This is a genomic window from Streptomyces sp. NPDC047117 (genome assembly GCF_040643545.1).
GTDB lineage: Bacteria > Actinomycetota > Actinomycetes > Streptomycetales > Streptomycetaceae > Streptomyces.
Map to the genome: position 1 here is coordinate 18,235 of NZ_JBEYUN010000037.1, position 14,826 is coordinate 33,060.

Below are 14,826 nucleotides of genomic sequence, written 5' to 3' on the forward strand. Positions count from 1 at the left end.
CCGCTGCCCGACATGAAAACTCTTCAACAGAAAGTTGAATTCCGTAGTGCGGAAGCGCGCTGCGGGTGTGACGCAACAAGGAAGGGGAACGGGTGTCCGACGCAGAGCTGGTGCTGCGCTCCACGCGAGTCATCACACCTGAGGGGACGCGGGCCGCGTCCGTCGCCGTCAAGGACGGCCGTATCGTCGAGGTGCTGCCGCACGACGCCGAGGCCCCCGCCGGGGCGCGGGTCGAGGACTTCGGCGACGACGTCCTCCTCCCCGGCCTCGTCGACACCCACGTGCACGTCAACGACCCCGGCCGTACGGAGTGGGAGGGCTTCTGGACCGCCACCCGCGCCGCCGCGGCCGGCGGCATCACCACGCTCGTGGACATGCCGCTCAACAGCCTCCCGCCGACCACCACGGCCGAGAACCTCGACATCAAGCGCGAGGTCGCCCGGTCCAAGGCACACATCGACGTCGGCTTCTGGGGCGGTGCCATCCCCGGCAACGTCAAGGACCTGCGGCCGCTGTACGACGCCGGCGTCTTCGGCTTCAAGTGCTTCCTCTCGCCCTCCGGCGTGGACGAGTTCCCGCAGCTGGACCAGGAGCAGCTGGCCGCCGCGCTGGGGGAGATCGCCGGCTTCGACGGTCTGCTGATCGTGCACGCGGAGGACCCGGGCCACCTGGAGAGCGCGCCGCCGGTCAGCGGTCCGAAGTACGCCGACTTCCTCGCCTCCCGCCCCCGCGTCTCCGAGGACGAGGCGATCGCCGGACTGATCGCGCTGGCCAAGCGGCTCGACGCGCGCGTCCACGTCCTGCACCTCTCCTCCTCCGACGCGCTGCCGCTGATCGCGGCCGCCAAGGCGGAGGGCGTCAAGGTCACGGTCGAGACCTGCCCGCACTTCCTCACCCTGACCGCCGAGGAGATCCCGGACGGCGCGACGGAGTTCAAGTGCTGCCCGCCGATCCGTGAGTCCGCGAACCAGGACGCGCTGTGGCAGGGGCTGGCCGACGGCACGATCGACTGCATCGTCTCCGACCACTCGCCGTCCACCACCGACCTGAAGACCCCGGACTTCGGCAACGCCTGGGGCGGCATCTCCTCCCTCCAGCTCGGCCTGCCGGCGATCTGGACGGCGGCGCGCGCCCGCGGCCACTCCCTGGAGGACGTGGTCCGCTGGATGGCGGCGGCCCCCGCAGCACTGGTCGGCCTGGACCGCAAGGGCGCCATCGCCCCAGGCCGCGACGCCGACTTCGCGGTCGTCGACCCGGAGGCGACCTTCACGGTCGACCCGGCCCACCTCCAGCACCGCAACAAGATCACGGCCTACGCCGGCAAGACCCTGCACGGCGTGGTCCGCTCCACCTGGCTCCGCGGCCAGAAGATCAACGACGCCGGCGACCTGACGGCCCCGGCGGGCGAACTGCTCGTACGGCCGTAGGGCACACCCGGTCGCAGGGCATACCGCAGTGAAGAGCCGTTCCCCGCACGGGGGGAACGGCTCTTCTTCCTTGTCCCGTCCGTGTCGTGCCGTCATGACGCATGATGAACTCCGCGAAGCGGTCGGAAAACGGTCACGGGGGGACGGTCAATGGGCGACAGGACGCATCACCGGCGCGAGAGACTGCACATCATCGAGGAGTGGAGCCGTACGGGAGTGCTGGCGGAGCGCCGCACCCTCCCCATCGAGCAGCAGTTCAGGGAGCGGGTCGCCCGCACCGGCTCCCGGCTCTTCGTCCCGCTCGCCCTCGCCCACTCGGACGATGTCTGGTACCACACGCAGATCTCCTATCTGCTGGAGGCGTACGACGCACTGCCCGCCCGGCCCGACCTCGCCTTCGATTCGGTGTGGAAGGTGTGGGAGTCGACCGTCGGCCTGACCGTGGTGGCCCGGACGGGCAAGCCCCGCAACATCACGGACTCGCTGCGGTACGTGAGCGACCATGTGGCCCTGGACGCCGGGACGTTCGAGACCGTGGTCGCCGCGCTGCCCAGCCAGACGTGCGAATACCTCTTCAAGAGGATCGTCCGGGAACGGAGGGCCGCGAAGGGCAGGGGCGTTGGACTGCGGTTGGCGGGCGGCGCGGACGGCACCGCGATCGAGAGACTTCTGGATCTCATGGAGGGCGGGGCGGCACAGGGCGAGGAGCCGGCCGCCGCCCGCCGGGGCGCGATGCTCCTGCGCCGCGCGCTGGCCGGCGAACTGCTGCGCATCGGGACGGAGGAGGTGCGGCTGAGTGCCACGGCCCGGCTGCGGATACTCCTCGGCGGTCTGCTCTACACCGCCAGGAACGAGCGGTACCACGGTGAATCCTTCTCGCCGTTCTACAGCAGCGCGGCCAGCCTGAAGACCTACACCCACCCGCACTACCTCTTCCTCGCCACCTACGCCCTCGTGCTGCTGCTGTGGTCCGGGGGCGGGCATGCGTACAGCCCCCGGCCGGAGGACGTGGCACGGAACGTCGCCGAGAACATCGGTGAGGCCAGGACGCTCTACGGCAGGCACTGGCTGGCGTGAGGAGCGGCTCGCCCGGCGACACTCACCCCTCCCGCAGTCCCTCCCAGAACATGAGTTCGTAGGCCTGGAGGAGGCGGCCGTAGCGGAGGGCGTGGGGGTGGTCCAGGGTGGAGGCGTCCAGGGCGTGCTGGAGGGCGGTCAGGGTGCGGTCGGTGAGTTCGGGGGCGGGGGCGGCGAAGAAGTCGAAGAAGGCGCAGGCCTCGTCGGTGAAGCCGTAGCGGTGGCGCATGGCCTGGCCGACGGCGCGGCAGTAGCCGCCCCAGGCGGTGAAGTTGGCGGCGAAGGCCAGTACCGCGTCGGCCGGTTCGGCGCCGAGGGCGAGCCAGGCCGCGTACGCCGGGTACGCCTGGCAGCCGGGCCGCGGCTCGTACTCCGCAATCTCCCGCTCCGTCAGGCCGCAGGCGGTCGCGAGGGTGCGGACGTGCTCCAGCGCGACGCGCTCGCCGTCGGCGAGGAAGGTGAAGAACGCGGCGACCGGCGGCTCGGCCGCGGACCGCCCCGCGAGATGGCGGAAGCTGCGCCGGTCCGAGGTGATGACGTGGTGCTGTTCCAGGGCGAGCGTGGCGAAGACCTCGCGCGGGGCCTCGCCCGCGGCGATGGCCGGGACGAGGGTGTTGGCGCCGGGCCCGGGGGTCAGGTCCCGTACGGCGGAGTCGAGGACGTCGGACGCGGAACCGGCCATGGGCGGCCTCCTCGGACGGCGGGCGGGGCGGCGCCCCGCGTGGTCCCCTCCAGTGTGGCGCCGGCGCCCGCCGGAGGGGCGGAGACACGGACCGGCCACCCGCGCGGGTGGGGTCCCGGCCGGATCAGCGGCCCGGCTGCGGAGCGGTGGACAGCGTCGGGAGGCCGGCGGCCTGCGCACCGGCGGCGGTGGTCAGTTGCGCGAGCAGGGCCCGTACGGCCGGCAGCGCTTCGTACTCCGGCAGCGTCAGCGCGACGATCTCTCGGTGCACCGCCGGTTCGAGCCGGAGCAGCCGGACGTCGCCGGTCTCTGCCGTGAGGGCGATCTCCGGGAGGACGGCCACGCCAAGCCCCGCGCGGACCAGGGCGATCGCGGTGAGGTGGTCGTCGGTCACCATGTCGATGCGCGGGGCGAAGCCCTCGGCCGCGCAGAGGTCCGCGAGGTGGCTGTGGCACTGCGTGCAGCCCGCTATCCATGCCTCGTCGGCCAGCTCCGCGAGGCTGATCTCCCCGGTGTCCGCGGCCTCGGCGAGGCGGTGTCCCGGAGGGACGGCGACGAGCAGCCGGTCGGTGAGCAGGAGGCGGGTGACCAGGCCGGCCCAGTCGTCGGCGCCCCGGTCGGCCCCGGCGAGCTTCGGGTATCGGAAGGCGAGCGCGATGTCGCAGTCGCCGCCGCGCAGCATCTCCACGGCGCGTGGCGGCGCGGCCTCGGCGAAGGTCACGTCGGTGTCCGGGTGGCCGGCGCGCAGCCCCGCCAGCGCCGTCGGCACCAGCGCCGACATGCCGCTGAGGAAGGACACGAGCCGGACCCGGCCGAGGCGTGCGCCCTTGATGTACGCCATCTCCTCCTCGGCGGCGTGCAGCCGGGTCAGAATGCGTCCGGCATAGCCGTTCAGGATTTCTCCGGCCTCGGTGAGCCGGATTCCTCTTCCGGTATTCCCGGGGTGGCCGGTGTTCGGATTGCGTACGACGAGCGGCGTCCGTGCGGAATTCTCCAGTGCCGCTATCTGCCGGCGCACGGCCGGCTGGGTGCAGTCCAGAGCGCGCGCGGCCGCCGCGAACGATCCGGTCTGTGCGACGGCGCGCAGGACGCGGAGTTGGCGTGGCTCAAGCATAGGCGCACAGTAGGGAGTTGAGCCTGGTAGGGCAAGGTCGGGTGCGGATTGCCGCCCTCCGCTCGGCGGGGCGGTGAGCGGGGTGCCCGGCGCAAAAACGGGCACACTACATCAACACCGGTCATAATAATCCGTATATATGCGACATTCAGGGACCTCAAAGGGTTCTTTCTGGCTCTGCAAAGCAATTGTTGGATTGCCGTGGCGCCCGCCTTTCGAGTACAACTTCCTGCCATGCGGACCAAGATTGCTCGTACAGTCCATGGCACCTTCGGGGAATTGCTTCAGGGCTATACGCGCGGAGCGGCCGGATACGAACATTTCCTTTTCACGGCCCCGGTGGAAGAACTCCGCTGCCAGGCCCGCATCAGACAGGAAAATCGATCCGAGGCGGCTCCGCTCACCGTCAGACCCGCCGACCGGGTCAAGGCACTGCATGCCTATACCTCGCTCCTCGCCGATCTTCGGCAGCGCGGCCACGGCGGTGTTCTGGAGATCGACTCCAATATCCCGGTGGCGAAAGGGCACGCCAGCTCCACCAGCGACATACTGGCCAGCGCGCTCCTGTGCGTGTCCGAGGCCTGCCCCGACATCCCGGAGGCCGCCGCGCACGCGCTCGCGCTGTCGGTGGCGCGCCGACTGGAGTACGGCGACTACCTGTTGCACCCCGGCATAGCCGCGTGCGCCCAACGCTCCCAGCGGCTGATCACCGCGTACCACACCGACCTGCGCTGGACCATCGTCGGCGTGGACGAGGGCGGTTACGTGCACACCGAGGACTTCCACCGCGAAGTCCCCGAGGACCCGGGCAAGGCCGAGGTCTACGCGCAGCTCTTCGACGAGCTGGACGCGGCGCTGCGCGCGGACGACGGACCGGCGGCCGCGCGGATCGCCACCCGCAGCGCGGAGCTGCACAACGACCGGCTGCCCAAGAAGTCGCTGAGCGATCTGACCGCACTCCAGCGGGACTTCGGCGCGCACGGCATCTGTGTCGCGCACAGCGGCACGCTGGCCGGCCTGATCTTCTCCCGGTACCAGTCCGACCACGACGAGCGGATCGCGGGATGCCGCGCCGCGCTGGACGCCCGTGGCTACACCGGTTCCACGTTCACCCTCAAGGAGGCGAGGCGTCCATGAGTGGCGCGACCACCACCCCCGACCACGACCGGCAGACGGTCGAGACCGGCCGCCCCGCGCCCGGCGCGCCCCCCACTTCACGGAAGGGCGGCCGGGCCCGCTACCAGGGCATGGTCCTGATCGCCGTGTGCTGCCTGGCCCTGGGCGGGGTGTTCGTCAGGGTCAGCGAGGTCGGCCCCGTCGCCACCGGCGCGTACCGCTCGCTGTTCGCCACGCCGATGCTGCTCGCGGTCTCCGTGGCCATGGCGCGCCGTTCGCCGGAGGCGCGTGCGGCGGCGGGGGAGAAGGCCGCGGGCGCCCGGCGGGGCACCCGCATGACCGGCCGGGACCGGGCGCTCATCGCGCTGGGCGGGCTGTTCCTCGCGGGCGACCTGTGCCTGTGGAACATATCCTTCCTCTACACCTCGCTGGCGGAGGCGAACCTCCTGGCCAACCTGGTGCCGTTCATCATCGCGCCGCTCGCCTTCTTCCTCTGGGGCGACCGGCTGCCCTGGAAGCTCGTCCTCCCCGCAATCCTCGCCCTCGGCGGCCTGTACGTCCTGGTCATCCTCGGCACCGGCCTGGACCCCACGCATCTGCGCGGCGACCTCCTCGCGCTGGCCACGGCGGTGTTCTACGCCCTGTTCCTGGTGGTGGCCAAGGGCCTGCGCGACCGCCACGAGGCCACCCGCATCATGGCCACCCTCAGCCTGGTCTGCGCGGTGGCGTGCTTCGCCGTCGCGGGCTTCCTCGGCGAGCAGATCTGGCCCACCAGCGCGCAGGGATGGCTGCTCCTCATCGGCCTGGCGATCACCTCGCAGGTGTTCGGCCAGACCCTCATGGCGCACGCGGTGAAGTTCCTGCCGCTGCAACTGGCCGCGCTCTTCGTGCTCCTGCAGCCCGTCGCCGCCGCCGTCTACGGATTCTTCCTGTTCGATCAGCGTCTGAGCCTGGTCCAGATCGGCGGGATCGTCCTCCTGCTGATCTCCATCTACTGGGCGAAGAACCTCCTGGAGGGCTCGAAGTGAACACCGCCAACCCCCTCGCCCTGCGAAGAGACCCGTACGAGGTCATCGAGGAGCTGGGCCGGCTCACCACGATCGACTGCGGGGTGCTGGCGGGCCGGTTACGGCTGCGCGCCATACACGGCAGCCCGACCACCGAGACCAGCTTCAAGTCCATCCTCGGGCTCGGCCTGCTGCTCCTGGCACGGGAGCGCGGCCTGTTGGCCGAGGGCCAGCCGGTCATCGAGTCCACCTCCGGCTCGCTGGGCCTCGGCCTGGCCGTCGCGGGACGGCTCCTGGGCCACCCCGTCCACCTGGTGTCCGACCCCGGCATCCCCGACGTCACCCGGGTGAAGACCGAGCTGGCCGGGGCCACCCTGCACCTCGTCGAGGCGCCGCACCCGGTGCTCGGCTTCCAGCAGGCCCGGGACGACCTCCTCCAGGCGCTGCGCGCCGAACACCCGGAGTTCTACTGGACCAACCAGAACGACAGTCCGCTCAACCCGGAGGTCTACACCCGCTGGGTGGTGCCCCACCTGGCCGCCACCCTGGACTTCTCCCGGATCACCGCCGGCATCTTCTGCGTGGGCAGCGGCGGGCACTTCTCCGCGCTGTCGCGGATGCTCAGCGACAAGGGCATCCCCTCGTACGTCGCCGACCGGGTCGGCTCGATCACCTTCGGCGGCGAGCCCGGACCCACCATCCTGCGCGGTACGGGCAACCAGAACCGCATACCCGCGGTCATCGACGCCGCCCGAAGACGGGTGGCCGGCGTCCACCGCGTCAGCGACGACGAGGCCTGCCGGGCCGTACGCGAACTCGTCACGCGCGGGATCAGCGTCGGCGGCTCGTCCGGCGTCTGCTTCGAGGGCGCCCGCCGGCTCGCCGCCGACCTGGGGCCCGACGCCGACGGGGAGATCCTCACCTTCTTCGCCGACCGCGGCGAACTCTACGGAATGACCCTTTTGAACCACGGGAGCAACAAGTGATCCAAGCCGCCCTGTGGAGCTCCTGTCCGCCCACGCAGCAGCTCTACCACGACGACCCGTACGCGACCACGGCCACCGCGACCGTCCTGTCGGTCAGCGGCCACTACGCCGTCCTCGACCGCTCCCTCTTCTACGCCGAGTCCGGCGGACAGGTGGCCGACCAGGGCACCGTCGACGGCGCGCGGGTGGTGGACGTGCAGAAGGCGGGCGGCCGGCCCTTCCAGCTCCCCAACGGGGAGGTCGCCACCGTCGAGTCCGTCTTCTGCCACGAGTTCGCCGAGCCGTGCACGCTCAGCGCCGGCGACGAGGTCACGATGGAGATCGACTGGGACCGGCGCTTCCGCAACATGCAGATGCACACCCTGGCCCACTTCCTCTTCCACGCCACCGGCGAGTACCTGGAGGCGCAGGGCGAGACCCGCTCCACCCGCGGCTGCCACATCAGCGACGACTCCGCCCGCTTCGACTTCAACTCCGCCATCCCCGGCGAGGCGACGGCCGTCATCGAGGCCCGCGTACGGGAGTTGCTGGCCACCTCCCCGGAGGCCACCGTCACCCCGCTGCCGGACACCCACGACGTGTTCGTCTGGCGCTCGGGGGACATCGTCATCCCCTGCGGCGGCACCCACGTGCACCACCCCAAGGAGATCCAGGGCGCCGTCCGGGTGCGCCGCCGCACCAAGGGCCGCCACGGCACCCGCCTCTACATCGACCTCGACCGTGCCGGGAGCGAGTGACACCGTGACGACAACGGGGGCCGGGGCGGCGCAGGACGGGTCGCCCTTCATATCCGACCCCGCAGTGCTGCGGGGCAGACGTACCTTGAAGTGGCGGGTCGGGGACGAGCCGGACCGGCTGTGCCTGGGCGTGGCCGAGATGGACACCGCCACTCCCCCCTTCCTGCGGGACGCGCTGGCCCGGGCGGTCGCGCTGGGGGAGACGGGCTACGGGCTCTGCGCGGAGCAGGAGGCGGCCTGCCGCCGCTATCTGCGGGGGCACCACGGTGCCGCGGTGGCGGCCGCCCGCTGCACCACGGACGTGCTGGCCGGCCTGCGTACTGTGATGGGACTGGAGCTGCCGCCCGGCTCCCCGGTCATCGTCGAAACACCCGTCTACGGCGACCTGTTCACCGTCGTACGGGAGGCCGGCCTCACCCCGCTGGCCGTCCCGCTGGCGCGCGACCCCGACGGCTACCGGCACGACTGGGCGGCCCTCGAAGCGGCGGCCGCCGGCGGCGCCCGCGCCTGGATACTGTGCCAGCCCCACAACCCCGTGGGACGGGCCTGGACCGGGGACGAGCAGGCGGCGGCGGTGTCGCTCGTGCTCCGGCACGACCTGCTGCTCCTCGCCAACGAGGTGCACCTCCCGCTCGGCCTGGACCACCGGCCGCCCTCCGCGTACGCGGACGCCGGCATCGACCGGGCGCGGGCCTTCGGATTCACCTCCGCCTCCAAGGCGTTCAACGTGGCAGGGCTGAAGAGCGCCACGCTCTACGCCTCGGAACGCACCGCGGAAACCCTCACGGGGATACCGCAGGGCCTGCTCGGCCGCCCCGGGAGCTTCGGCTCCATCGCCACGGTCGCCTGCTACGAGCACGGAGTGCCGTGGCTGACGGGCCTCCGTGCCGAACTCGCCGCGCGTGTCGCGCAGGTCCGCAGCGCACTGCACGAACTCCCGCTGGCAGTCGATGTGTTGATGCCCGAGGCCACGTACCTGGTCTGGGCGGAGTTCCCCCGCGCGGGCGAGGCCGAGCGGTTCGCCGAGGCGCTGCGCGCCGCCTCCGTGCACGTACTGCCGGGCAGTGTGTTCGGCGGGGAGCGGTTCGCGCACTGCTTCAGGATCAACGCCGCCGCCCATCCGGCGGTCCTGGACGAGGCGTTCGCCCGGATCCGCGCCGCACTGTGAAGGCCCGGCCAACGGGGCCTTAATCAGCGCGTTACGCGTCCGTAGGTGTGGTGTCACAGTGGCGAGTGAGGCTGGTGAAGCCGACGGCCGTCCCCACGGCGGGCGTCGGTGCACACCACGCACCACTCGGACAACCGGTCCTCCCCCCACGATCCGAACAGGATGGGACCACACAGATGCGTATTCCGCTGGAACGCCCTTCCCGCGCCGGTGCCCACCGCGCCGGCCCGCGTGCGTCCCGCCGAAGAACCGGTCACACCGGCTGAGCAACCACCCTCTGCCCGGGTACGGGCCGCCACTGTCGCGGCCCGGCCCGGTTCTTCGCGCGCCCTCACGCAAGGAAGGAACCACCACGGTGCTCATATCGCACCCCGACCACCCTGCCGGTCTGCCCGCCGACTCCTCGGCCGGGCAACTCGGCCCACCCCCGGCCGCGGCGGGGACCGGCGCTGGCCGGGTCCTCGCCGTCGGCATGCCCGGACCCCGGCTCGACCGGCTCACCCGCACCCTGCGGGCCACCGGCCACGACGTGCGGCAGGTGCCGCCCGGCATGGTGAGCACGCAGGTCCGGCAGGCCACGCCGGACGCCGTGGTCGCCCTGAACGACGAGCGGAGCGGGCTGGAGGTGATCCGCGAAGTCCGCGCGGCGCCCGCGGGCCGCGCGCTGCCGCTCGTCATGGTCACCGCGGGCCCCGCCCCCGCCGAGGTCGCCGACCTGCTGCGGAACGGGGCCGACGACTGCGTCCTCGACGCCTCCGACCCGGTCGAACTCGCCGCCCGTATCGAGGCGAAGCTGCACCGCGTCCCCGTGCCGGTCGAGCAGCTGCTGCTGGACCCGCGTACCGGGCTCTACTCCCACCGGCACTTCCTGGACGAGCTGGAGCGGGAGTTGCAGCGCCCGGGTACGGGGCGGCGCGCCGGTCCCTCGGGGGTCATGGCGATGGTCGCCGTCGCCGAAATGAGCGCGCTGGAGCACCGGTTGGGCCACCGCGTCCGCCGGGAGGTCGCCGAGCGGCTGGCGGGCGTCGCCGAGCGGCTCGGCAGCACCTGCGACCGGTTCGGCTGGGACGAGGCGGGGCACCTGCTGATGCTGCTGCCCGGCGTGGACGAGGAGACCGCCCGGCGCGGCCTGGAGAAGTTCGCGCACGCCGTCGCCTCCACCCGCTTCGTCGTCGCCGACGAGAACGTCCGGCTCACCCCGGCCATCGGCTTCGTCCCGCTCGCCGACTGCACCGGGCCCGACGAGGCCGTGGAGAAGGCGCTCGCGGCGGTCGCCGAGTCCACCAGCCACCGGGATCTGCGCCCGGTGGCGTACGCGCCCTGGATGCGCGCCTCGCACCGCCGCCGCAATCCCTTCGGCGCCGCCCTGCGCGCCCGGCTGACGGCCCTCTCCTCGCTGATCGTCCTGCCGCTGGGCGTGGGCCTGCCGTTCCTCGTCTACCAGCAGGCCCACGGCTGGGGCTGGGACGTGGGCTCGGTGATGTACTGGGTGGTGGTGGCCGGGCTGCTGGTCTCCGCCGCGCTGATCATCGTGGAGTGCCTGTTCTCGCTGGACGCGCCGCGCCGCCCGGCGGAGCCCGCCGAGCCGTACCCGCCCGCCAGCGCGGTCATCGCCGCGTACCTCCCCAACGAGGCGGCCACCATCGTCGACACCGTGGAGTCCTTCCTCCGGCTGGACTACCCGAACGACTTCGAAGTGGTGCTCGCGTACAACACGCCGCACCCGCTGCCGATCGAGGACACCCTGCGCGAGATGGCCGCGCGCGACCCCCGGCTGGTGCTGCTGCCCGTCGCGGGCTCCACCTCCAAGGCGCAGAACGTCAACGCGGCGGTGACCCGGGTGCGCGGTGACATCGTCGGGATCTTCGACGCGGACCACCACCCGGCCCGGAACGCCTTCCAGCACGCCTGGCACTGGCTCTCGCACGGCTACGACGTGGTCCAGGGACACTGCGTGGTCCGCAACGGCGACAGCTCCTGGGTGGCGAAGCTGGTCGCCGTGGAGTTCGAGGCGATCTACGCGGTCAGCCACCCCGGCCGCACCCGGCTGTACGGCTTCGGCGTCTTCGGCGGCTCCAACGGCTTCTGGCGCACCGACCTGCTCGCGCGCACCCGCATGCACGGCTCGATGCTCACCGAGGACATCGACTCCACGATGCGCGCGCTGGGCGAGGGCGCCCGCTTCACCGTCGACCGCACCCTGATCTCCCGCGAGCTCGCGCCGACCATGCTCAGGCCGCTGTGGAACCAGCGCTCGCGCTGGGCTCAGGGCTGGCTCCAGGTCTCCCTCACCCACCTGTGGCGCAGCCTGCGGTCGCCCGCTTTCACGCCCCGGCAGAAGGCCGGGCTGCTGGTCCTGCTGGGCTGGCGCGAGGTGCAGCCCTGGCTGACGCTCCAGATGTGGCCCATCCTGCTGTACTCCGTGTGGAAGGCCGGCGGCCCGGCCGGGCTGGACTGGACCGTGCCGGTGTGCCTGCTGGCGATGGTCGTCACGCTCTCGGCGGGGCTGGTGCAGGCCGCGTTCGCCTGGCGGCTCGCCGCCCCCGAACTGCGCCGCCGCCGCGGCTGGTTCTGGAGCTACGCGCTCCTCTCGACGTTCTTCTACACGCACTTCAAGAACACGCTCGCACGGCAGGCCTGCATGAAGGAGGCGCTGGGGGACCGGCGCTGGCGGGTCACCCCGCGCGCGGTGACGGCCGCCGCGCCGGCCGTGGCGGCGGGTGAGCGCCCGTGACGGCCACCGCAACCGGTGCGCGCAGCGAGGAGTCGGCCGCCGCCCGGAGCAAGGCGAAGGAACTCCAGGGCTTCCGCGGCATCGCCGCGCTGAGCACGGTCGTCTTCCACGTCTGGCAGCAGTACCACGTGTACGACGGGGGCGGCTCCCACCCGCCGGTGGACAGCCCGTACCTCGCCTCGCTGCTCTCCCTCGAAGTCATCGACTTCTTCTTCGTGGTCTCCGCTTACCTGCTCACGCTCTCGTACGCGCGGGCCGCCATCGACGGCGGCTCGACCCGTCCCGGTCGGCTGTTCCTCTTCCGGCGCGCGGTGCGCATCGTGCCGCTGTACTTCCTGGCGGTGCTGGTCGTCTGGTCGGCCCGGAACCCGCAACTGGCCGGCAACTGGCGGGACCTGGTGGAGCACCTCACCTTCACCCATGTCTTCGACCGCGAGCAGATCTTCTACACGCTCGGCCCGGCCTGGTCGCTCTCCCTGGAGGTCGCTTTCTACCTCGTGCTCGTCGTGCTGGGGCCGCTCGCCGTACGGGCCTGCCGCCCGCTGCACCGCCGCGGCGCGCGCATCGCGGTGTGCGCGGGCGGCTGTCTGCTGCTGTTCGTGCTGCCGGTGGTGTGGGTGACCGTCGCGCGGTACGGCTACGGCGTCCCGCACACCGACTGGACGGTGTACTTCGGCCCGCAGGCCCGCTTCGGGGGCTTCGCGGCCGGCATGGGCCTCGCCGTGCTGATGGTCGCGCTCGGCGGGCGGGCCCGGCTGCGGCCCGTACCGGCGACGGCACTGGCCGTCCTGGCGGTGGCAGGGGTCTACTGGCTGTCCTGGGACTCCCGGCCGGAGAACGCCACGTTCACCTTCTACCACCCGCTCGCCTCGCTGCTGTGGGTCGCGCTGCTCTTCGGTGTCCTGCACGTACGCGGCACGGTGCGCTGGCACGGGCTGCTGCGGGCCCGCTGGCTCACCCACCTCGGCCTGGTCAGCTACAGCCTCTTCATCTGGCACGAGCCGGTCATGCTGCAGCTGTTCCAGTGGGGCCTGCTGCCCGGCCGGCCGGGCGGCTTCTGGGCGGCGGTGGCGGTCGTCCTGCTGGTGGCGGTGCCGTTCGCGACGGCGAGCTACTGGGTCGTGGAGTACCCGTCGAGCCTGCTGTACCGGCTCAGGGACGGGAACGGGCGGCAGCGGGACTTCTACGCGGGGGTGGTGACCCGGTAGCGCGCCGCCTCAGGTGGCGGACCTGAGCATGACCACGATGAAGCTCAGGAACGCCAGGAGGACGTGCGTGCCGACGACGTAGAGGAAGACGCGTACGGTCAGTCCGCGCGGGGCCCGGTCCTCGACATCGTTCTTACGGGCCCCGGCGGACGCCGGCGGGGCGGCGGGCTGCTCGGTCACGAGGGTGGTCCTTCCTGGGATCGGCAAGGCCGGGGAGCGGGTCACAGCCCGCGGCGGGCACCGTCGCCCAGGCACAGCCCGGCCGTGCCGCTCTGCATGAGGGTGTGGACGAAGAGGAGCTCCGTGCCGCCGGGGGAGGCCGCGGCGATGCGGTGCGGGGTGAGCGAGTCGAAGTGTGCCGCGTCGCCCGGGTCCAGGAGCTGCACCGTCTCGCCCAGGGCCAGCCGCAGCCGCCCCTTGAGGACGTACAGCCACTCCTCGCCGGGATGCACCCGCACCAGACCGGCCTGGCCGTCGTGCGGGGGGACGAACACGCGCAGCGCCTGCATGGCCCGCCCGGCGCCGCCCATCGGCCAGTACGTCCAGCCGCCGGCCTCCGAGGACGCGGCCTCGGCGCCCCGGAACACCGGCTCGCGCTCCGGTGCCGCCTCGCCGAGCAGGTCGGATACCGTGGTGGCGTACGTCCGCGCCAGGGAGAGCAGCATCGGCAGCGACGGCTGCCGGCGCCCGGTCTCCAGGCGCGAGAGGTGCGCGGGGGACAGACCGACCCGCCCGGCCGCGGTCTCCAGCGTGAGGCCGGCACGTCGTCGCAGGTCACGCAGGCGAGGCGCGACGGCGGGCAGCTCCTCGGCGGGGCTGCCGGACGCGTGGCCGTCCAGAGGTTCGGTCATGTCTCTGGTATAGCCAGACCTGGCCCGAGGGGCAAAAGATTTGCCTCAGAGGCAAAAACGCCCCGGCCCCCGACCGTCACCTGCGCTGTTCGTCCCGCTGCTGTGAACTCCCGGGAAACTTCCGGCACTTGCATTGACAGGGGCATGTCTACGCGCGTCATGCTGTACGGCATGAGAATCCCCCTACGGATCACCCGGATCGGCGCGCTCGGCGCCCTCGCCTCGGCCCTGTTCCTCGCGGGCCCCGCCGCCGTCGCCGCCACGCCCACCGCCGCCCCCGCCGCGGCTGTGGTGCACGCCGCGCCCGTGCACGCGGCCGCCGTCGGCGACATCTGCTACTCCAAGCTGCCCGCCGAGGCCCACGAGACGCTGGATCTCATCGAAAAGGGCGGCCCCTACCCCTATCCGCAGGACGACGGCGTCTTCTCCAACCGGGAGGGCGTCCTGCCGCAGCAGCCCAGCGGCTACTACCACGAGTACACCGTCGAGACCCCGGGCTCCCCGGACCGCGGCGCCCGCCGCATCGTCACCGGCGAGAAGACCGACGAGGACTACTACACCGCCGACCACTACGAGAGCTTCGACCTGGTGGACCGCGGCTGCTGAGCGGCCGGGGAACAGTGCGGCGGCCGGGGCGGCGAACATCCCTTGAAGGACGACGGTCACAACGTCACCCACGTCGTACGCCTGATAGCCGACGGCCTGAAGGCGGTGAGCCG

The 14,826-nt window shown here is 72.1% G+C and carries 14 protein-coding genes; 10 read left to right on the forward strand and 4 right to left on the reverse strand.

Annotated elements, in window-relative coordinates; translation table 11 throughout:
* The first annotated feature begins 92 nt into the window (after window positions 1-92).
* Together allB and ABZ840_RS36990 are read left to right on the forward strand one after the other, a co-directional pair.
* A complete protein-coding gene (gene allB / locus ABZ840_RS36985) occupies window positions 93-1,427 on the forward strand; it encodes an allantoinase AllB (protein ID WP_361568241.1) in 1,335 nt (444 codons plus the stop codon).
* 150 nt (window positions 1,428-1,577) lie between these two features.
* Window positions 1,578-2,504, forward strand: coding sequence for a hypothetical protein (locus ABZ840_RS36990; protein WP_361568243.1), 927 nt, complete (start codon window positions 1,578-1,580; stop codon window positions 2,502-2,504).
* 22 nt (window positions 2,505-2,526) lie between these two features.
* Here the strand turns inward: ABZ840_RS36990 and ABZ840_RS36995 are convergent, their stop codons facing one another.
* Both ABZ840_RS36995 and ABZ840_RS37000 read right to left on the reverse strand, forming a co-directional pair.
* Window positions 2,527-3,186: a transcriptional regulator gene (locus tag ABZ840_RS36995; RefSeq protein ID WP_361568246.1), complete on the reverse strand. Its 660-nt coding sequence runs from the start codon at window positions 3,184-3,186 to the stop codon at window positions 2,527-2,529.
* Between the two features lie 124 nt (window positions 3,187-3,310).
* Window positions 3,311-4,300, reverse strand: a complete 990-nt coding sequence (locus ABZ840_RS37000) for a LysR family transcriptional regulator (protein ID WP_361568248.1) — start codon at window positions 4,298-4,300, stop codon at window positions 3,311-3,313.
* A gap of 339 nt (window positions 4,301-4,639) precedes the next feature.
* Between ABZ840_RS37000 and ABZ840_RS37005 the strand changes: the two genes are divergently transcribed.
* From ABZ840_RS37005 to ABZ840_RS37035, 7 genes are all read left to right on the forward strand, one after another.
* Window positions 4,640-5,437, forward strand: coding sequence for a hypothetical protein (locus ABZ840_RS37005; protein ID WP_361568250.1), 798 nt, complete (start codon window positions 4,640-4,642; stop codon window positions 5,435-5,437).
* The gene (locus ABZ840_RS37010) at window positions 5,434-6,444 is read left to right on the forward strand and encodes a DMT family transporter (protein WP_361568253.1); all 1,011 of its coding nucleotides are present in this window, start codon (window positions 5,434-5,436) and stop codon (window positions 6,442-6,444) included. Before ABZ840_RS37005 ends, ABZ840_RS37010 begins: the two co-directional genes overlap by 4 nt.
* Entirely contained in the window at window positions 6,441-7,409 is a 969-nt protein-coding gene (locus tag ABZ840_RS37015) for a pyridoxal-phosphate dependent enzyme (protein ID WP_361568255.1), read from the forward strand. Before ABZ840_RS37010 ends, ABZ840_RS37015 begins: the two co-directional genes overlap by 4 nt.
* On the forward strand, window positions 7,406-8,146 hold the full coding sequence (locus ABZ840_RS37020; RefSeq protein ID WP_361568258.1) for an alanyl-tRNA editing protein: 741 nt from the start codon (window positions 7,406-7,408) through the stop codon (window positions 8,144-8,146). Before ABZ840_RS37015 ends, ABZ840_RS37020 begins: the two co-directional genes overlap by 4 nt.
* 4 nt (window positions 8,147-8,150) lie before the next feature.
* Complete coding sequence (locus tag ABZ840_RS37025; protein WP_361568261.1) at window positions 8,151-9,314, forward strand: aminotransferase class I/II-fold pyridoxal phosphate-dependent enzyme; 1,164 nt, start codon at window positions 8,151-8,153, stop codon at window positions 9,312-9,314.
* A 355-nt stretch (window positions 9,315-9,669) separates the two neighbouring features.
* The gene (locus tag ABZ840_RS37030) at window positions 9,670-12,048 is read left to right on the forward strand and encodes a glycosyltransferase (RefSeq protein WP_361568264.1); all 2,379 of its coding nucleotides are present in this window, start codon (window positions 9,670-9,672) and stop codon (window positions 12,046-12,048) included.
* Window positions 12,045-13,256, forward strand: coding sequence for an acyltransferase (locus ABZ840_RS37035; protein ID WP_361568267.1), 1,212 nt, complete (start codon window positions 12,045-12,047; stop codon window positions 13,254-13,256). Before ABZ840_RS37030 ends, ABZ840_RS37035 begins: the two co-directional genes overlap by 4 nt.
* Window positions 13,257-13,265: 9 nt before the next feature.
* Here ABZ840_RS37035 and ABZ840_RS37040 read toward each other — a convergent pair whose 3' ends face one another.
* A complete protein-coding gene (locus ABZ840_RS37040; protein WP_361568269.1) occupies window positions 13,266-13,436 on the reverse strand; it encodes a DUF6126 family protein in 171 nt (56 codons plus the stop codon).
* Between the two features lie 41 nt (window positions 13,437-13,477).
* Window positions 13,478-14,107, reverse strand: coding sequence for an XRE family transcriptional regulator (locus ABZ840_RS37045; RefSeq protein WP_361568272.1), 630 nt, complete (start codon window positions 14,105-14,107; stop codon window positions 13,478-13,480).
* A gap of 171 nt (window positions 14,108-14,278) precedes the next feature.
* Between ABZ840_RS37045 and ABZ840_RS37050 the strand changes: the two genes are divergently transcribed.
* The gene (locus ABZ840_RS37050) at window positions 14,279-14,713 is read left to right on the forward strand and encodes a ribonuclease domain-containing protein (RefSeq protein WP_361568274.1); all 435 of its coding nucleotides are present in this window, start codon (window positions 14,279-14,281) and stop codon (window positions 14,711-14,713) included.
* Window positions 14,714-14,826 lie beyond the last annotated feature (113 nt).

Coding starts and splice junctions, on each gene's coding strand:
- ABZ840_RS36990 (WP_361568243.1), top strand. CDS start 1,578: ATGGGCGACAGGACGCATCACCGGCGCGAGAGACTGCACATCATCGAG.
- ABZ840_RS36995 (WP_361568246.1), bottom strand. CDS start 3,186: ATGGCCGGTTCCGCGTCCGACGTCCTCGACTCCGCCGTACGGGACCTG.
- ABZ840_RS37000 (WP_361568248.1), bottom strand. CDS start 4,300: ATGCTTGAGCCACGCCAACTCCGCGTCCTGCGCGCCGTCGCACAGACC.
- ABZ840_RS37010 (WP_361568253.1), top strand. CDS start 5,434: ATGAGTGGCGCGACCACCACCCCCGACCACGACCGGCAGACGGTCGAG.
- ABZ840_RS37045 (WP_361568272.1), bottom strand. CDS start 14,107: ATGACCGAACCTCTGGACGGCCACGCGTCCGGCAGCCCCGCCGAGGAG.
- ABZ840_RS37050 (WP_361568274.1), top strand. CDS start 14,279: ATGAGAATCCCCCTACGGATCACCCGGATCGGCGCGCTCGGCGCCCTC.